The organism is Streptomyces sp. NPDC007164 (assembly GCF_040634135.1).
Classification (GTDB): Bacteria; Actinomycetota; Actinomycetes; order Streptomycetales; family Streptomycetaceae; genus Streptomyces; species Streptomyces sanglieri.
Window position 1 is genome coordinate 37,951 of record NZ_JBEYFB010000030.1, and the last position, 17,911, is coordinate 55,861.

The 17,911-nt window shown below is 70.0% G+C and carries 14 protein-coding genes and 4 tRNA genes; 8 read left to right on the forward strand and 10 right to left on the reverse strand.

Annotated elements, in window-relative coordinates; translation table 11 throughout:
* The 3 genes from ABZ622_RS29300 to ABZ622_RS29310 all read right to left on the reverse strand — a co-directional run.
* On the reverse strand, positions 1-1,973 hold a 1,973-nt coding region (locus ABZ622_RS29300; RefSeq protein WP_360548214.1), incomplete at its 3' end, for a DEAD/DEAH box helicase.
* A 239-nt stretch (positions 1,974-2,212) separates the two neighbouring features.
* Positions 2,213-2,806: a hypothetical protein gene (locus ABZ622_RS29305; RefSeq protein ID WP_360548216.1), complete on the reverse strand. Its 594-nt coding sequence runs from the start codon at positions 2,804-2,806 to the stop codon at positions 2,213-2,215.
* 241 nt (positions 2,807-3,047) lie between these two features.
* On the reverse strand, positions 3,048-3,398 hold the full coding sequence (locus tag ABZ622_RS29310; protein WP_360548218.1) for a metallopeptidase family protein: 351 nt from the start codon (positions 3,396-3,398) through the stop codon (positions 3,048-3,050).
* 242 nt (positions 3,399-3,640) lie between these two features.
* On the opposite strand from ABZ622_RS29310, the gene ABZ622_RS29315 reads away from it, so the two are divergent.
* The 3 genes from ABZ622_RS29315 to ABZ622_RS29325 all read left to right on the forward strand — a co-directional run bounded on the left by ABZ622_RS29315 (position 3,641) and on the right by ABZ622_RS29325 (position 3,923).
* Positions 3,641-3,713, forward strand: a tRNA-Glu gene (locus ABZ622_RS29315).
* A gap of 36 nt (positions 3,714-3,749) precedes the next feature.
* Positions 3,750-3,824 (forward strand) — tRNA-Asp (locus tag ABZ622_RS29320).
* Positions 3,825-3,846: 22 nt separating this feature from the next.
* Positions 3,847-3,923 (forward strand) — tRNA-Phe (locus tag ABZ622_RS29325).
* A 38-nt stretch (positions 3,924-3,961) separates the two neighbouring features.
* Here the strand turns inward: ABZ622_RS29325 and ABZ622_RS29330 are convergent.
* From ABZ622_RS29330 to ABZ622_RS29340, 3 genes are read right to left on the reverse strand one after another with little or no spacing between them, the layout of a single operon-like run.
* Positions 3,962-4,813, reverse strand: coding sequence for a cytochrome c biogenesis CcdA family protein (locus ABZ622_RS29330; protein WP_360548220.1), 852 nt, complete (start codon positions 4,811-4,813; stop codon positions 3,962-3,964).
* Positions 4,810-5,739: a thioredoxin domain-containing protein gene (locus tag ABZ622_RS29335; RefSeq protein ID WP_360548222.1), complete on the reverse strand. Its 930-nt coding sequence runs from the start codon at positions 5,737-5,739 to the stop codon at positions 4,810-4,812. The genes ABZ622_RS29330 and ABZ622_RS29335 overlap by 4 nt, the downstream gene beginning before the upstream one ends.
* Before the next feature lie 56 nt (positions 5,740-5,795).
* Positions 5,796-6,194 carry a hypothetical protein gene (locus ABZ622_RS29340; protein WP_360548224.1) on the reverse strand — a complete coding sequence of 133 codons (399 nt, stop codon included), beginning with the start codon at positions 6,192-6,194 and terminating at the stop codon, positions 5,796-5,798.
* A gap of 156 nt (positions 6,195-6,350) precedes the next feature.
* Here ABZ622_RS29340 and hrpA point away from each other — a divergent pair, with 156 nt between their 5' ends.
* The 3 genes from hrpA to ABZ622_RS29355 all read left to right on the forward strand — a co-directional run bounded on the left by hrpA (position 6,351) and on the right by ABZ622_RS29355 (position 10,860).
* Positions 6,351-10,286, forward strand: a complete 3,936-nt coding sequence (gene hrpA, locus ABZ622_RS29345) for an ATP-dependent RNA helicase HrpA (RefSeq protein WP_360548226.1) — start codon at positions 6,351-6,353, stop codon at positions 10,284-10,286.
* Between the two features lie 127 nt (positions 10,287-10,413).
* A tRNA-Asp gene (locus tag ABZ622_RS29350) sits at positions 10,414-10,488 on the forward strand.
* A 138-nt stretch (positions 10,489-10,626) separates the two neighbouring features.
* Positions 10,627-10,860, forward strand: a complete 234-nt coding sequence (locus ABZ622_RS29355) for a DUF6274 family protein (protein ID WP_360548228.1) — start codon at positions 10,627-10,629, stop codon at positions 10,858-10,860.
* A 506-nt stretch (positions 10,861-11,366) separates the two neighbouring features.
* On the opposite strand, the gene bldC is transcribed toward ABZ622_RS29355, so the two are convergent.
* Together bldC and ABZ622_RS29365 are read right to left on the reverse strand one after the other, a co-directional pair.
* Positions 11,367-11,573, reverse strand: a complete 207-nt coding sequence (bldC, locus tag ABZ622_RS29360) for a developmental transcriptional regulator BldC (protein ID WP_003949541.1) — start codon at positions 11,571-11,573, stop codon at positions 11,367-11,369.
* A 525-nt stretch (positions 11,574-12,098) separates the two neighbouring features.
* Positions 12,099-12,944, reverse strand: a complete 846-nt coding sequence (locus ABZ622_RS29365) for a hypothetical protein (protein WP_360548230.1) — start codon at positions 12,942-12,944, stop codon at positions 12,099-12,101.
* Between the two features lie 171 nt (positions 12,945-13,115).
* Here ABZ622_RS29365 and ABZ622_RS29370 point away from each other — a divergent pair, with 171 nt between their 5' ends.
* Together ABZ622_RS29370 and ABZ622_RS29375 are read left to right on the forward strand one after the other, a co-directional pair.
* Positions 13,116-14,198: a Glu/Leu/Phe/Val dehydrogenase dimerization domain-containing protein gene (locus tag ABZ622_RS29370; RefSeq protein WP_360548232.1), complete on the forward strand. Its 1,083-nt coding sequence runs from the start codon at positions 13,116-13,118 to the stop codon at positions 14,196-14,198.
* Between the two features lie 312 nt (positions 14,199-14,510).
* The gene (locus ABZ622_RS29375) at positions 14,511-14,768 is read left to right on the forward strand and encodes a DUF3073 domain-containing protein (protein WP_072488579.1); all 258 of its coding nucleotides are present in this window, start codon (positions 14,511-14,513) and stop codon (positions 14,766-14,768) included.
* A gap of 188 nt (positions 14,769-14,956) precedes the next feature.
* Here ABZ622_RS29375 and purM read toward each other — a convergent pair whose 3' ends face one another.
* Positions 14,957-16,030: a phosphoribosylformylglycinamidine cyclo-ligase gene (gene purM, locus ABZ622_RS29380; RefSeq protein ID WP_360548234.1), complete on the reverse strand. Its 1,074-nt coding sequence runs from the start codon at positions 16,028-16,030 to the stop codon at positions 14,957-14,959.
* Between the two features lie 60 nt (positions 16,031-16,090).
* A complete protein-coding gene (gene purF / locus ABZ622_RS29385; protein WP_360548236.1) occupies positions 16,091-17,617 on the reverse strand; it encodes an amidophosphoribosyltransferase in 1,527 nt (508 codons plus the stop codon).
* Positions 17,618-17,911: the final 294 nt, after the last annotated feature.

The window sequence follows — 17,911 nt, forward strand, 5'->3', positions numbered from 1 at the left end:
CGACGGTCGCGGTTGAACGACGGACGGTCGTTGTCACGACGCTCGAACGAACGGCCACCACGGTCGTCCCGACGGTCGCCACCACCGGAACGGAAGCCGCCCGAGGGGCGGTCGTCACGACGGTCGCGGTTGAACGACGGACGGTCGTTGTCACGACGCTCGAACGAACGGCCACCACGGTCGTCCCGACGGTCGCCACCACCGGAACGGAAACCACCGGACGGACGGTCGTTGCTGCTGCGGAAGGACGGACGGTCGTTGCTTCCGCGGTAGCCGGCCCCGCCGGAGGGACGGCCACTGCGCTCGCCGACACGGTCGTTGCTCCCGCGGTATCCACCACGGTCGTCACGGCGGTCACCACCGCGGTCGTCACGGCGGCCGTAGCTGCCCCGGTCGTCGCGACGGTCGTCGCGCGCGGCCGGCTGCTCGGGGACCGACGCGGCTGCGACGAGCGCGGCCTCGGCCTCGGCAGCGACCTCGGCGACCGCCGCCTCCGGGTCGTCGCCCCGCTCGCGCGCGGCACGGGCGACGAGGCGGTCGGCCTCTTCGCGCAGCTCGGCGGCGCGGCGCTGGACGCGCTCCAGCTGCTTGGTCAGGTCGGCGGCCTCGCGCTCGGCCTGCTTGGCGGCGTTGTTCGCGGAGTCGGCCTGGACCTCGGTGAGCGAGCGGGCACCGGTGATCTCGGCGACCTCCGGCTCGAAGACGCCCGCGCCCTGCACGATGTGGCGCGAGGCGTCGACGCCCGCGTCCTCCATCAGGCGGAAGATCTGACGGCGCTGGTGCGGCAGCGCCAGCGAGACGACGACACCGGACTTGCCGGCCCGGGCGGTGCGGCCCGAGCGGTGCAGGTAGTCCTTGTGGTCACCGGCCGGGTCCACGTTCAGGACCAGGTCGATGCCGTCGACGTGGATACCGCGGGCGGCGACGTCGGTCGCGACCAGCGCGTTGACGTAACCCTTCTTGAAGTCCTCAAGAACGCGGGTACGGGCGCCCTGGGTCATACCGCCGTGCAGCGCGTCCGCCTTGACGCCCGCCTCGACGAGCTGCTCGGCGATGCGGTCGGCGCCCAGCTGGGTGCGGACGAAGATGATCGTGCGGCCCTTGCGGGCGGCGATGGCGGAGGTGACCGGCGCCTTGTCCTTCGGCTTCACGACGAGGACGTGGTGCGACATGGTCGAGACGTTGCCCTGGGCGGAGTCGACCTCGTGGGTGACCGGGTTGCTCAGGTAGCGCTTGACCAGGGTGCCGATCTCGTTCTCCATGGTGGCGGAGAAGAGCATGCGCTGGCCGCCACCGGGGATCTGGTCGAGCAGCTCGGTGACCTCGGGCAGGAAGCCCAGGTCGGACATCTGATCGGCCTCGTCGAGGACGGCGACCTGGACGTTCTCCAGGGAGCAGGCGCCCCGGTTGATGATGTCGCGCAGCCGGCCCGGGGTGGCGACGAGCATGTCGACGCCGCGCTCCAGCGCGTAGATCTGGTTGCCCATCGACGTACCGCCGCAGACGACCTTCATCTTCAGGCCGAGCACGTCACCGTAGGGCTGCAGCGCGTCCGCGACCTGCATCGCGAGTTCACGGGTCGGGGTGAGGATGATCGCGCGGGGCTTCTTCTTCTCCGTGCGCCCACCGGCCAGCGAGGCCAGGGTCGGCAGACCGAAGGAGAGGGTCTTGCCGGAGCCGGTACGGCCGCGGCCCAGGATGTCCTTGCCGGCCAGGGCGTCCGGGATGGTCGCGGCCTGGATCGGGAAGGGCGCCGTCACACCGTTCTGCGCGAGCTTGCGGACGATGCCCTCGGGCAGGCCCAGGTCGGCGAAGGTGATGGTCGGCTCGGCGTCCGCGTCCGCGTCGACGTCGGCGGAGTCGGTGTCGGCCTGCTCGGCCAGGGGGGTGTCCGCCTCGATGGAACCGGCGGACTCGGCGACCACGGTCTCCGCGGCCTCGACGAGCTCGTCGTTCTCGATGCTCTCGGGCATGACGGTGTGGTCAGAACTGGAAATTGACATGCGAAATGCGAAACCTTCCGGAGTCTCGGCACGCGCCCGTAACTCCGTGATTCGCAATTTCGACCGCCTCAATGCGGTCCAGCCACGGCAAGGGAGAGTACGCGCCACACGGCGCGCTTCTGTTTCGGCGCCGGGCAATGGGATCAAACGATCTACTACCATACGCACTCCACCCCACATCGCGCAAACCGACTCTCCCCACCCCCTCGCTAAGCGGGCTCCACCTGCGGCGACACCTCGGGAGTCCGCAGCGGATCCGTCATCTCCGGCACCCTCATCGCCTCGCTGCGGAGCTGCGCCGCCGGCGAGGCGGACGGCTGCGGCGACGGCTCGGAGGGCTCCGGCTCCGGCTCGGGCTTCGGCGAACCCGGCTGCTCGGGAGTCGCCGGCGCGGACGGCTCGGGGGAAGCGGGCTGCTCCGGCACCCCGGGCCCCGGCTGCGAGGCGGAGGGCGTCGGATCCGGACCGCCCCGGCCCGGCGCCGCACCCCCTTCCCCCTGCTCCCCGCCCGGACGTACGCCACCGGGGTCGGCCGAGGACCCTGCGGAGCCGCTCGGTCCCGGCGACTCGGCGGCCTCCCGCTCGGAGTGCGCCTCGGCCCGTCCACCACCGGTCCGGACCCTGCCCGTACCCGCCACGGTGCCGCCGTCCGGCCGGGCGGCGCTCCCCCCGTGCTCGGGCGAGGGGGACGGCGACGGTGCCGCTTTCCCCCCGTCGTCGCCGATGCTCATGCAGCCGGTGGACGTGGCGACCGTCGCGGCGATGACGGCCGCCCATCGGACGGGGACGGGCAACTGGCGCACGGGAGGCACCTCCGGGGTACGAAGAAAGGGGGCGGAGCGACAAGAGGGACGGAGCGGTACGGAAGAAGCGGGCGCTCCGTGCCCAACTCCCGCCGCCCCACCGGGGACACGCCCCGTCCCCGTCCCGCACACCACCCGCACTCCACCCACGGCGAGTCCGCACGCCCCGCCCGGGTACCACCGGGGCGCCCGGCGGACGCCCGCACACCACCGGGGCGCCCGAAGCGCTCCCCCGGGGCGCTCACCCGTAGCCGAGCGCGTGCAGCCTCGCGTCGTCGATGCCGAAGTGGTGGGCGATCTCGTGGACGACCGTGATCTCGGTCTCGGCGACGACGTCCTCGCGGGACTCGCACATCCGCAGGGTCGGCCCGCGGTAGATGGTGATCCGGTCCGGCAGCACCCCCGCGTACCACTCGCCCCGATCGGTCAGTGGCGTCCCCTCGTACAGCCCGAGCAGCTCGGGATCCCCCGGGCCGGGCTCGTCCTCGACGAACACCGCGACGTTGTCCATCAGCCGAGTCAGCTCCGGCGGGATCCGGTCCAGCGCCTCGGCGACCAGTTCTTCGAACTCTTCGCGCGTCATCTCCAGCACCCCGCCATTGTCCCGTACCGCCGGTCCCGGCGCCCCGGACCGGGGCCTGTGCTTATTCGGTTTGGCTGACGCAGAAACGCCGTAGTACAGTCTGCGACGTGCCCAAGGGCGCCGGTCAGGGCTTGACCGTTCTGAGACCTCAAGAGGTTGAAGAAGAAGCGGAACCTCCTGGGGGAAGCGGAGTCACATGCTTCTCACGTCCTCCGGGGCGACAGGCGCAGAAGCAAAAGCAAAGCAGTTCTGCCCTCATCGTCTAGTGGCCCAGGACGCCGCCCTTTCAAGGCGGTAGCACGGGTTCGAATCCCGTTGGGGGCACGCACAACCTGTGCGACACTTAGTCGCACAAAGCTTGGTCCTGTGGAGCAGTTTGGAGTGCTCGCCACCCTGTCAAGGTGGAGGCCGCGGGTTCAAATCCCGTCAGGACCGCTGCAGCCCTTATGAGCTGCGTGGCTGGGTAGCTCAGTTGGTACGAGCGATCGCCTGAAAAGCGATAGGTCGCCGGTTCGATCCCGGCCCCAGCCACCACCCGAAGGCCCCGTCCACCGGACGGGGCCTTCGCCGTGTCAGACCTCTTCCCGGTCCGCCCGGTTCACGCTGCCCCGGCCGCGCCACGCCCGTACCGCCAGAATCAGCAGCACCACCGCGACCACGGCCACCAGCGCCATGGCGTCCGGAACGTGCTCGCCGATGCGCTGGGCCCACTGCTCGACGGCGAACGAATCGTCCACGTCCAGCAGTCCGGGCAGCGCCGTCGTCCCGTCGTACGCGAGGAACAGCGCGCCGAGCGCGATGAAGAAGAGCCCGGACAGCAGGGTCGTGGTGTGCAGTTCGAAGCGGCCGAGCCGGAAGGCGCGGCCGCGCAGCCAGGCCCGGCGGCCCAGGTCGAAGCGTTCCCAGAGCAGTGCGAGCAGGAAGAGCGGGACCGCCATGCCCAGGGCGTAGACCGCGAGCAGCAGTCCGCCGTAGACCGGGCTGCCGCTGACCGCCGCCACGGTGAGGACGCTGCCGAGGATCGGGCCCGCGCAGAAGCCGGCCAGTCCGTAGACGGCGCCCAGTGCGTAGACCGACAGGGCGGTGGTCGGGCGGATCCGGCCGCTGAGTGCGGCGATCCGGCGCGAGGCGAAGCCCAGGCCGACGATCTGCGCGACGCCGAGGGCGATGATCAGCCAGCCCGCGCCGAGGACGAGTGCGTCGCGGTGCTGGTAGAAGAGGCGTCCGGCGAACGAGCCCGCGGCGCCGAGCGGCACCAGGGTGGTGGCCAGTCCGGCGTAGAAGATGCCGGTACGGGCCAGCAGGCGCGAGGCGGAGTCGATGGAGTAGGCGAAGAAGGCGGGCAGCAGGAGGGCGCTGCACGGGCTGACCAGGGCGAGCAGCCCGCCGAGGAAGGCCGCGAAGTAGCCGATGTCAGCGGTCATTTGGCGTCGTCCCCGGCGCCCTCGGCGTTCTTGCCGTCCCGGCCGCTCTTGGCGTCCTTGCCGCCCTGGCCGTTCTGGCCGCTCTTGGTGTCCTGCCCGCTCTGGCCGCTCTTGGCGTCCTTGCCGTCCCGGCCGCTCTTGGCGTCCTCGGTGTTGCGGGCCTTCTCGGCCGCCGCCTCGATGGCCCGGGTGAAGGTCTCCGCGGGCTGGGCCCCCGCGATCGGGCGGCCGTTGATCAGGAACGACGGGGTGGAGGTCGCGCCGATCCCGTACCCCTGTTCCTGGTCCTTGCCCACGGCGGCGGAGGCGGCGGAGCTGTCCGCGTCGCGGGCGAACCGGTCGAGGTCCGCGACCCCGGCCTCCCGGGCGAGCGCCTTCAGCCGGTCCTTGCCGAACCCCTTCTCCTTGGCGCCCTCGGCGTACGCGGCGGCATGGAACTGCCAGAAGCGGTTCTGCTGCCCGGCGGCCCAGGCGGCGCGGGCGGCCGCCTCGGACTCGGCGCCGAAGATCGGGAAGTTGCGCCACTCGATGCGCAGGGTGCCGTTGTCGACGTACTTCTTGACCAGGGCGGGCTCGGTGTCACGGGCGAACTTGCCGCAGTAGCCGCACTTGAAGTCGGCGTACTCGATGAGGACCACGGGTGCGTCGGCGCGGCCCTGCGCGAGCTTGTCGCCGGCGTCCCGGCGGGCGAGCTTCGCCAGCTCCGGATAGACGCCCGCGTCCGGGTCGGCGGCGACGTCGGCGACCGAGGAGGAGGACGGATCCGGGTCCTCGGGGGCGGTGGCCTGGTAGGAGACGTAGCCGAGCAGCGCGGCGGCGAGTACGACTCCGGCGCCGTAGAGCACCGGCTTCCTGGACGAGGTCTTCCGAGCGGACGTGGTTTTCCGGGCGGACGTGGTTTTCCGGGCGGACGTGGACTTGGGCATGCGGGACTCCGTGCTGGTGATGTGGGAGAGAAGGGGTGGCCGGGCGGGGCGGCCGGCTACACCCTCAGCACGGAGAGTTCTACGGGGGTGGGAGCGGCGGGCGCGGGGGCGCGGAGGTTCAGCCGCACGGGCGGGTGGGCCGGCCCCGGTCCGGTGGCGGCGGGCAGTCCCCACCCGGCGAGGCCGGGGGCCTGGTCGTACGCGGCACGGGCCCGGCCCGGGAGCGCGGGTTCGCCGTCGGGCTTCCTCGTCTTGCGGCATCCCGGCGTCGGGTGCCCGTCGGTGTCCGCCGCCACCGCCGGGCCGAAGCCGGCCGGGGCATCCGCACCCGTGACCCCGACTACGACCGCGGCGGGGGCGGCACCACCGCCGGGCACCGCCGTCGCCGGTCCGCAGAACAGCCCCAGCACCACCGCGAGCACCGCCATCAGGCAGCACCACTGCGTACGGGACACGGCGACCGGCCTTTCCGGACGGGGGCAACGGGTGGTCAGCTGCCCGAAATGGTACGTGCTGTGATCCCGCGCCTCCGCGCGGTGCCCGGGTGGTGACCCGGACCGCACGAAATATGTTCGCCGTTCGCCGGGCCCGGGTGAGATCCTGGGCTCCGTATGTCTACTTCCTTCGCTGATCTCCAGAACCGGCTCGGAGAGATCTCGCTCCGCGATGCGCACCGGCTCGGCCGCCGTCTCGAAGGGGCGCGCCGCATCCGTAAGCCCGAGGCCAGGCAGTCCGTGCTCGACGAGATCGCCGCCGAGGCCGCAAAGGCCGCCGAGCGGCTCTCGCTGCGTGCCGCGCGGATGCCTGCTCTGACGTACCCGGAACAGCTCCCGGTCAGTCAGAAGAAGGACGAGATCCTGGAGGCGATACGCGACCACCAGGTCGTGATCGTCGCCGGGGAGACCGGCTCCGGCAAGACCACGCAGATCCCGAAGATCTGCATGGAGCTGGGGCGCGGGGTCCGGGGCATGATCGGGCACACCCAGCCGCGCCGGATCGCGGCCCGTACGGTCGCCGAGCGCGTCGCGGACGAGCTGAAGACGCCGCTGGGCGAGGCGGTCGGCTGGAAGGTCCGCTTCACCGACCAGGTGAACCCCGAAGCGACGTTCGTGAAGCTGATGACGGACGGCATCCTGCTCGCCGAGATCCAGACGGACCGCGAGCTGCACGCCTACGACACGATCATCATCGACGAGGCCCACGAGCGGTCGCTGAACATCGACTTCCTGCTCGGCTATCTGGCCAGGCTGCTGCCCAAGCGCCCGGACCTGAAGGTCGTCATCACCTCGGCGACGATCGACCCCGAGCGGTTCGCGCGCCACTTCGGCGAGGCGCCGATCGTCGAGGTCAGCGGGCGTACGTATCCGGTCGAGGTGCGTTACCGCCCGCTCCTCGAAGAGGACACGGACGACTCCGACCGCGACCAGATCACCGCGATCTGCGACGCCGTGGACGAGCTCCAGGCGGAGGGGCCCGGCGACGTCCTGGTCTTTCTCTCCGGCGAGCGGGAGATCCGTGACACCGCGGACGCGCTGAACAAGCGGAATCTGCGCCACACCGAGGTGCTCCCTCTCTACGCCCGGCTCTCGCACGCCGAGCAGCACCGGGTCTTCCAGCGCCACACCGGTCGCCGGATCGTCCTCGCGACCAATGTCGCCGAGACCTCGCTGACCGTCCCCGGCATCAAGTACGTGATCGACCCGGGCAACGCCCGGATCTCCCGCTACAGCCACCGCACCAAGGTCCAGCGGCTGCCGATCGAACGGATCTCGCAGGCCAGCGCCAACCAGCGCAAGGGCCGCTGCGGCCGCACGTCGGACGGCATCTGCATCCGGCTGTACTCCGAGGACGACTTCCTGACCCGCCCGGAGTTCACCGATCCGGAGATCCTCCGCACGAACCTGGCCTCCGTCATCCTCCAGATGACCGCGGCCGGCCTGGGCGACATCGAGAAGTTCCCCTTCATCGACCCGCCGGACCACCGCAACATCCGCGACGGTGTGCAGCTCCTCCAGGAGCTCGGTGCGCTGGATCTGGAGGAGAAGTCCCCCCAGGAGGGGAAGAAGGGGCAGCGGCTCACCCCGCTCGGCCGCAAGCTCTCGCAGCTGCCCGTCGACCCGCGGCTGGCCCGCATGGTCATCGAGGCCGACCGCAACGGCTGTGTCCGCGAGGTCATGGTCATCGCCTCCGCGCTCTCCATCCAGGACCCGCGCGAGCGGCCCTCGGAGAAGCAGACCCAGGCCGATCAGCAGCACGCCCGCTTCAAGGACGAGACGTCCGACTTCCTGGCGTTCCTGAATCTGTGGCGGTACATCCGCGAGCAGCAGAAGGAGCGCGGCTCGTCCAGCTTCCGCCGGATGTGCAAGCAGGAGTATCTGAACTTCCTGCGCATCCGCGAATGGCAGGACATCTACGCGCAGCTGCGCACCGTCGCCAAGCAGATGGGAATCAACCTCAACGAGGAGGACGCGCCGGAGCAGTCGGTGCACACCTCGTTGCTGGCCGGGCTGCTCTCGCACATCGGGCTGAAGGACACCGAGAAGAACGAGTACCTGGGCGCCCGCAGCGCCAAGTTCGCGATCTTCCCGGGTTCGGCGCTCTTCAAGAAGCAGCCCCGGTTCGTGATGTCGGCCGAGCTGGTCGAGACGTCCCGGCTGTGGGCGCGGGTCAACGCCAAGGTCGAGCCGGAGTGGATCGAGCCGCTGGCCCAGCATCTGCTGAAGCGCACCTACAGCGAGCCGCACTGGGAGAAGGACCAGGCGGCGGTGATGGCGTACGAGCGGGTCACGCTCTACGGGGTGCCGATCGTCGCCCAGCGCAAGATCAATTTCGGCCGTATCGACGCCGAGACCTCCCGCGATCTCTTCATCCGCAACGCCCTGGTCGAGGGCGACTGGCGGACCCACCACCAGTTCTTCCACGACAACCGCAAGCTCCTCGGCGAGGTCGAGGAGCTGGAGCACCGCGCCCGGCGCCGCGACATCCTCGTGGACGACGAGACGCTCTTCGACTTCTACGACCAGCGGATCCCCGAGCACGTCGTCTCCGGGGCGCACTTCGACTCCTGGTGGAAGCACAAGCGCCGGGACGAACCGGACGCGCTGGACTTCGAGCGCTCGATGCTCATCAACGAGAAGGCCGGGGCCGTCACCAAGGACGACTACCCGGACTCCTGGCGCCAGGGGAAGCTCAAGTTCAAGGTCACGTACCAGTTCGAGCCCGGCGCGGACGCCGACGGTGTGACCGTCCACGTCCCACTCCAGGTGCTCAACCAGGTCACCGCCGAGGGCTTCGACTGGCAGATCCCCGGCCTGCGGGAGGAAGTGGTCACCGAGCTGATCCGCTCGCTGCCCAAGCCGATCCGCCGGCACTACGTCCCCGCGCCGAACTACGCGGACAAGTTCCTCGACCGGGCCGTACCGCTCCAGGAGCCGCTGCCCCTCACACTGGCCCGGGAGCTCCAGCAGATGGTCGGCGTCCCGGTCACGGCCGACGACTTCGATCTGAGCCGCGTCCCGGACCATCTGAAGATCACTTTCCGGATCGTCGACGAGCGGCGCCGCAAGGTGGCCGAGGACAAGGACCTGGAGGCGCTGAAGCTCCAGCTGCGCCCGAAGGCCCGTCAGGCCCTCTCCCAGGCCGCCGCGGCCACCGCGGGCCCGTCGGGCGAGTCCATCGAGCGTTCGGGCCTCACGGACTGGACGATCGGCACGCTGAACCGCGTCTTCGAGACCCGGCGGGCCGGCCAGCCGGTCAAGGCGTACCCCGCCCTGGTCGACCAGGGCGGGACCGTCGCCGTACGGCTCTTCGACACCGAGGCCGAGCAGCAGCGGGCGATGTGGCTGGGCACCCGGAAGCTGATCATGCTGAACGTGCCGGTGAACCCGGCGAAGTTCGCCTCCGACAAGCTGACGAACCAGCAGAAGCTGGCCCTGTCCCGCAATCCGCACGGCTCCATCCAGGCCCTCTTCGAGGACTGTGCGACGGCGGCCGCCGACCGGCTGATCGTCGCCCACGGCGGCCCGGCCTGGGACGAGGAGTCGTTCCGGAAGCTGTTCGACAAGGTGCGCGCCGACCTCGTCGCGCTGACCGAGCACACGGTCAAGCAGGTCCAGCAGGTGCTGGCCGCCTGGCAGGCCTGCGAGCGGCGGCTGAAGGCCACCAACAGCCTGGTCCTGGTCGACAACGTCACCGACGCACGGGACCAGCTCGCGGCCCTGATGCCGCCGGACTTCGTCACGAGGACCGGACTGCGCAGGCTGCCCGACCTGATGCGCTATCTGGTCGCCGTGGACCGCCGGCTCCAGCAGATGCCGACGGCCGTCCAGCGCGACACCACGCGCATGGAGAAGGTCCACGAGATGCAGGACGAGTACGCCTGGCTGCTCGAACAGCTGCCGCAGGGCAGGCCCGTACCGCAGGAGGTCCTGGACATCCGCTGGATGATCGAGGAGCTCCGGGTCAGCTACTTCGCCCATGCCCTGGGGACGGCCTACCCCGTCTCCGACAAGCGGATCGTGAAGGCGATCGACGCGGCGGCGCCGTGAGATGACACCGGACGGACGGTTTCCTGAGCCGTGACGGAGCCGCCACCTTCGGTGAGTTCGACCGCACCCTCTGACCTGCTGTACAGTCTGTCTTCGCAGCCAGCCGCAAGGAAGGCAGCGAAAACCTGGTCCTGTGGAGCAGTTTGGAGTGCTCGCCACCCTGTCAAGGTGGAGGCCGCGGGTTCAAATCCCGTCAGGACCGCAGTAACGAAAGCCCGGATCCTTCTGGATCCGGGCTTTCGCGCGTCTTGACTCCGGCGGCCGCCGACGAGTACTCAGACAACAGAGGCCGCCCCTGATTTCCCGGTGCGGGGCGGCGGTCCACCGGGAGGTGGCGTGTATGACGACGTCCGCCACGCACGAAACCCGCGCGCTCCTGCGCGCCCATCTGGCCGCCGCTTCCGGCCGCCGCCATCTCACCCGCCACTGCGCGGTCTGTCACCGGCTCCTGCGGCTCGTCATGGAGCCCGTGACGGCCCGCCGGACCGATTCCGCCCCCGAACCGCCGGCCCCGCGTACGGAGCGCCAGGAGGGCACCTCTGAGGCCGAGGACGAAAGTCCCCCGGGCGAGTGACCAATGGCGGGGCTTTCCGCTTCCCGACGGTGGCAGGCTCGTACTTGGCAAGACTCGCGCAGTGTGACGGGAGTCACCGAAAGAGTTTTGAGAAGGGGTCACTTTACTCCCTTCCTACAACTGGCGAATTTAATATGTGCAATTGCACCACTCGGACGGGAGTTCCGCGGGAGCATGTGAACCACGCCTCCCCGGCCTGCCCGGACGGTCCGGAACAGTCCCGCACAGACCCGCTCAAGCCCGCACGGCACCCCGGCCGGACCCGACCGGACGCCCGGTTTCCGGCGCCCCCGAGAGGCGCCCGCGGGCCCGGCCCCGGGTCGCGGGCCGAGGGCACAAAAAAGATCGCGCTGGACCCGGCGGAGTCCAGCGCGATCGAACGACGCACCCGTATTGCACAGGTATGGCGCCCGTTGGGGCGGGCGCCCGTCATTTGGAGCTATGGGTGGGCCTGTACGGGTTGGGGGACCCGGAAGCCCGGTTGTTGCGCGGCGACAGGGGGTGTGTCAGGCCTCGCTGCGCTGCTGCGGAATACCCGCAAGCAGTGCGCGGACCTCTGCCTCGCGGTACCGGCGATGTCCACCGAGCGTGCGGATGGACGTGAGCTTGCCTGCCTTGGCCCAGCGGGTAACCGTCTTCGGGTCCACGCGGAACATCGTGGCAACCTCAGCCGGGGTCAGCAGCGGCTCGGCATCAGGGGTGCGAGCGGTCATGAGCGGCCTCCTCGGGAGAACCGAACCATCTCGGTTCTTTCCTCTAAATTCTGCACCTTGACCCACGTTGCCCGAAATGGCGGACGCGGGCCGAGTCGGTTATAGGACGAACGGCTTGTCCTCGGCACTACAACTACACCATCCGTCCAGCCACGTCGGCCAAACCGATGGAATTGCCCTCCCAGGTGTTCATCAGCGACGGAAGCCGATGGACCATGCCATAGCGGACAGTCACTCCGCCGTGACGATCAGTCACAGAGCGATCAGGAGCCATCAGACCCCCCATAGCGTGCAATGCTGAGCATTCCGCCCTTAGTTGGACGGACGGAGCCCTCCCCGGGCTCCTTGTCCTATTTTGGCATGAGGAGTGGGGAAGGGCGCAAGAGCCCAGTTAGTGCAATCCATCACGCTTGAGGCAAAGGCCCGGTTCGGGACGTAGGTCCTAGGACCCCAGTAGTACCGTTCCGCCTCCTTGTTCTCACACGCCACAGAGGGCACAGAGAGACAGACGCAGATACCGCCCGATCAGTTCGCGAACTGACGATCTCTCACGGCCCGCCAGCGCTCCGCCAGCCGTCCGTACGCCTCGCCGGCCCCTTCGGTGTCACCGGCCTGCAGCGCCGCGATGCCCTCGGCCACATCGGCGGCCGACCGGTCCCCGGCGAGCTCCTTCGCCGGCAGCGCGTGCACCAGGCCCGCGTAGTCCAGCTCGACCAGCGCCCGCGGATGGAACTCCTCCAGCCAGCGCCCCACGTCCACCAGCCCCTCGGTCAGCGGCCCCTCGTCCACCGAGTCCCGCAGCGTCTTCAGCGCCCGGGCCAGCCGGCGGCGGGCCTGCACCATCGGAGTCCGGTACCGCAGCACGGGCGCCGCACCGTCCTCGCCCGCCGGCTCGTACTCCCGCTCCTCGTCGGAGAAGAGCACGAACCACCGCACCGGCACCTGCCACACCGAGGTACGGATCCACGGCCTGGCGTCCGGATTCCGCTCCGTCCACCGCTCGTGGTCCGCGACCGCCTGCCCGCGCACCACCGGCGGCAGCACCGCGTCGAGCACCGGCCCGGGGAACATCTCCGCCAGCTCCTCCAGCGCCAGCCAGCCGCGCAGCCTGGTCCGCCACGGGCAGACACACACCACCCCGTCGACCTCGGCGACGAACGCGTCCGCGCTCTCGTGCACCGGCACCGCGACCGGTGGTGTGGCCGCCAAGTCGGCGAGCGAGCGTCTCAGTTCGTCCTGGGCCGTGGGGATCCGGGCCCGCCCGGCGTACCGCGCCCAGTGGGCTCGCTCGGGCTCCGGGAAGGCGGCCAGCGGCTCGTACACCCGGAGGTAGGACGCGTAAGGGACGAGCACCGAAGACACCACCGACATGCAGCAGATCGTGTCACGCCCGTACTCCGCAGGGGGGTGATCCAGAGCGGTGGAACAGATCTACGTCCAGGTAGGACTTACGCTCTTGCCCAGTCGGACCGGCCGAGCCGGTCCGCGGCCCTCCCCACCTTCAGGAGGGTCTTCGCCGCTTCGTACTTGGGAGTCACCACAGTGACCGATCCGACCGACGGCATCCTGCACACCCTGTTCCATTCGGAGCAGGGGGGCCACGAACAAGTCGTGCTCTGCCAGGACCGTGCCAGCGGCCTCAAGGCCGTCATCGCCATCCACTCGACCGCCCTGGGCCCGGCCCTCGGCGGCACCCGCTTCTATCCGTACGCCTCCGAGGAGGAGGCCGTCGCGGACGCGCTGAACCTCGCGCGCGGCATGTCGTACAAGAACGCCATGGCCGGTCTCGACCACGGCGGCGGCAAGGCCGTCATCATCGGCGACCCCGAGCAGACCAAGTCGGAGGAACTGCTGCTGGCCTACGGCCGGTTCGTGGCCTCGCTCGGCGGGCGGTACGTGACGGCCTGCGACGTCGGCACCTACGTCGCCGACATGGACGTCGTCGCCCGCGAGAGCCGCTGGACCACCGGCCGCTCCCCCGAGAACGGCGGCGCCGGCGACTCCTCGGTCCTCACCGCCTTCGGCGTTTTCCAGGGCATGCGGGCCTCGGCGCAGCACGTCTGGGGCGACCCGACGCTGCGTGGCCGAAAAGTGGGGGTCGCCGGGGTCGGCAAGGTCGGCCACTACCTCGTCGAGCATCTGCTCTCCGACGGTGCGGAGGTCGTGATCACGGATGTGCGGGAGGAATCCGTACGCCGGATCACCGACAAGCACCCCGGGGTCGCCGTCGCAGCCGACACCGAGGCGCTGATCCGTACCGAGGGGCTCGACATCTACGCCCCGTGCGCGCTCGGCGGCGCGCTGAACGACCGGAGCGTCGCGGTGCTCACCGCCAAGGTGGTGTGCGGCGCGGCCAACAACCAGCTCGCGCACCCCGGCGTCGAGAAGGACCTCGCGGACCGCGCGATCCTGTACGCACCCGACTACGTGGTGAACGCGGGCGGGGTCATCCAGGTCGCCGACGAGCTGCACGGCTTCGACTTCGACCGGTGCAAGGCCAAGGCGTCGAAGATCTTCGACACCACGCTGGCCATATTCGCACGTGCGAAGGACGACGGCATCCCGCCGGCCGCCGCGGCCGACCGGATCGCCGAGCAGCGGATGGCCGAGGCGCGCCGACGCTGACGGTGGCGGACGCGTCACCCCGCGTCCGCGCCGGCCTGTGGCCCCCGGCCCGTCGACCGGCGAGACAAGACTCACGCCGGTCGGCGGGTCGCATGCCAAGAAGAGGTTAAAATCGCAGTTGACCAGCGAGGACGGGGCTTCTCGCCGGTCCTCTTCCGGGGCGTGTGATGCGGGCGGCGTACCGTATGGCCGCGGAAGCAGGTACCGTTAAAGCCCTACGGGCACGGTCTCTCAGCCGAGAGTCCGTCCTGAAACATGAACGCGTGTCAAGACTCTGGGGCCGTCGAGCCCCGTCACCGAGGGGGTCGAGCCATGGGGCGCGGCCGGGCAAAGGCCAAGCAGACAAAGGTCGCCCGCCAGCTGAAGTACAGCAGCGGCGGGACTGACCTGTCGCGTCTGGCCAATGAGCTGGGCGCATCGCCTTCGAGTCAACCACCGAACGCAGAGCCGTTCGAGGACGACGACGAGGAAGATGACCCGTACGCACAGTACGCGGATCTGTACAACGACGACGAGGACGAGGACGAGGACGACAAGTCCGGTCCGTCGTCACAGCGCCGCGGCGCTTGACCTCGCGCTGACACATCAACCCGGTCCGGGCCTGTCCCGGACCGGGTTCTGTGCTGTCCCGGTACGGTCGGTCCGCTCGTGCCGGATCCGGTTTCCCCGAGGCTTCTCCCCGACCGCCGGAACTGCTGGAATCCCGGCGGTCGGGGAGGCAGCGGCCATCGGGGTGTCCCGTTGTGCCCGCCTGGTGTCTATCGCGCGTACCCGCCGACGAGCTCCGCGCCCGAGGTGTGTGCCCCGCGCTCGGTGATCTCGCCCGCGACCCAGGAGTCGATCCCGCGGTCGGCCAGGGTCGTCAGCGCCGCGTCCACGGACTCGGCCGGGACGATCGCGATCATGCCGACGCCCATGTTCAGCGTCTTCTCCAGCTCCAGCTGCTCGACCTGTCCGGTCTTGCCGACCAGGTCGAAGACCGCGCCGGGGGTCCAGGTGGAGCGGTCGACCGTGGCGTGCAGTCCGTCCGGGACGACCCGGGCCAGGTTGTTGGCCAGGCCGCCGCCGGTGACGTGGCTGAAGCCGTGCACCTCGGTGGTGCGGGTGAGGGCCAGGCAGTCCAGCGAGTAGATCCTGGTGGGCTCCAGGAGCTCCTCGCCGAGCGTCCGGCCGAACTCCTCGACCTGGCGGTCCAGCGACCAGCCGGCCCGGTCGAAGAACACGTGCCGGACGAGCGAGTACCCGTTGGAGTGAAGACCGGACGACGCCATGGCGATCACGGCGTCCCCCTTACGGATACGGTCCGGGCCCAGCAGCCGGTCGGCCTCGACCACGCCCGTACCGGCGCCGGCGACATCGAAGTCGTCCGGGCCGAGCAGGCCGGGGTGTTCGGCCGTCTCGCCGCCGACGAGGGCGCAGCCCGCGAGGACACAGCCCTCGGCGATGCCCTTCACGATGGCCGCGACACGCTCGGGGTGCACCTTGCCGACGCAGATGTAGTCGGTCATGAACAGCGGTTCGGCGCCGCAGACGACCAGGTCGTCGACGACCATGCCGACGAGGTCGTGGCCGATGGTGTCGTACACGCCCATCTTGCGCGCGAGGTCGACCTTGGTGCCGACGCCGTCGGTGGCGGAGGCGAGCAGCGGACGCTCGTAACGCTTGAGGGCGGAGGCGTCGAAGAGTCCGGCGAAGCCGCCGAGGCCGCCGAGGCCCGCGACCTCGGGGCGCTGCGTCTTCTTCACCCACTCCTTCATCAGCTCGACGGCACGGTCGCCGGCCTCGATGTCGACGCCCGCTGCCGCGTAGGAAGCACCTGTTGTCTCAGACATTGCCTGGGATCTTTCGTGTGGAAATACGGGGCTGGTGGCCGGAGGTGTACGGCTGGGCCGTCACGGCCGACGCAGGGCGTCGGCCGCGGCGGTCGCCGCAGGGCCCGCTGCCAGCTCGGTCTCCAGCAGCTGCTTGCCGAGCAGCTCCGGGTCCGGGAGCTCCATGGGGTACTCGCCGTCGAAGCAGGCGCGGCACAGGTTCGGCTTGGCGATCGTCGTCGCCTCGACCATCGCGTCGAGCGAGATGTACGCGAGCGAGTCGGCACCCATCGACGTGGCGATCTCGTCGACCGTCATGCCGTTGGCGATCAGCTCAGCGCGGGTCGCGAAGTCGATGCCGAAGAAGCAGGGCCATTTCACCGGCGGGGAGGAGATCCGGATGTGGATCTCGGCGGCGCCGGCCTCGCGGAGCATCCGGACCAGTGCGCGCTGGGTGTTGCCGCGGACGATCGAGTCGTCGACGACCACCAGGCGCTTGCCCTTGATGACTTCCTTGAGCGGGTTCAGCTTGAGGCGGATGCCCAGCTGCCGGATGGTCTGGGACGGCTGGATGAAGGTCCGGCCGACGTAGGCGTTCTTCACCAGTCCGGCGCCGAACGGGATGCCGCTGGCCTCCGCGTAACCGATGGCGGCGGGGGTGCCGGATTCCGGCGTCGCTATGACCAGATCGGCCTCGACGGGGGCCTCGGCGGCCAGCTTGCGGCCCATCTCCACCCGGGAGAGGTAAACGTTGCGCCCGGCGATGTCGGTGTCGGGGCGGGCCAGGTAGACATACTCGAAGACGCAGCCCTTGGGCTTCGCTTCCGCGAATCGCGAGGTGCGCAGGCCGTTCTCATCGATGGCGACGAGCTCGCCCGGCTCGATCTCGCGCACGAAGCTGGCGCCGCAGATGTCGAGGGCGGCGGACTCGGAGGCCACCACCCAGCCGCGCTCCAGCCGGCCGAGGACCAGCGGGCGGATGCCCTGCGGGTCGCGGGCGGCGTAGAGGGTGTGCTCGTCCATGAAGACGAGGGAGAAGGCGCCCTTCACATCGGGAAGCACCTTGGCGGCGGCCTCCTCGATGGTGAGCGGCTTGCCGTCCTCATCGGTCTGGCCGGCGAGCAGCGCGGTCACCAGATCGGTGTCGTTCGTCGCGGCGACCTGGGTGGCGCGGCCGTCCTTGCGAGGAAGGTCGGCGACCATCTCGGCGAGCTTGGCCGTATTGACCAGGTTGCCGTTGTGACCCAGGGCGATCGAGCCGTGCGCGGTCGCACGGAACGTCGGCTGCGCGTTCTCCCACACCGAGGCACCGGTGGTGGAGTAGCGGGCATGGCCGACCGCGATATGGCCCTGGAGAGATCCCAGAGACGTTTCGTCGAAGACCTGCGAGACCAGTCCCATGTCCTTGAAGACCAGGATCTGGGACCCGTTGCTCACTGCGATGCCCGCGGACTCCTGTCCACGGTGCTGCAGGGCATACAGTCCGAAATAGGTGAGCTTGGCGACCTCTTCGCCCGGAGCCCAGACACCGAAGACGCCGCAAGCGTCCTGGGGGCCTTTCTCTCCGGGGAGCAGGTCGTGGTTGAGTCGTCCATCACCACGGGGCACGCCACCGAGTGTAGGCGAGATCGACCACTGGTCCGAATTCGAGATACCGGTCCGGACCACCGGGGAAGCGCTCCCGGGGGTGTCCCCGGGAGCGCTTCAAACGGTCACGGGGAGTGATCGTCCGCCGGGTGCGGCGGGTTGCGGATCGGGCCACGGGGCAGCGGTCGCCCGGATCAGCGCCCGGTTACCGTCGGGTTCCGGCCATTGCGGCCGAGAGTCCGCCGGGCCGGATGGTGGCGCTCGGTGAGGCGGCCGACGCCCCGGCGCGAAGCCCGACCGAACGCGCGTTTCGTG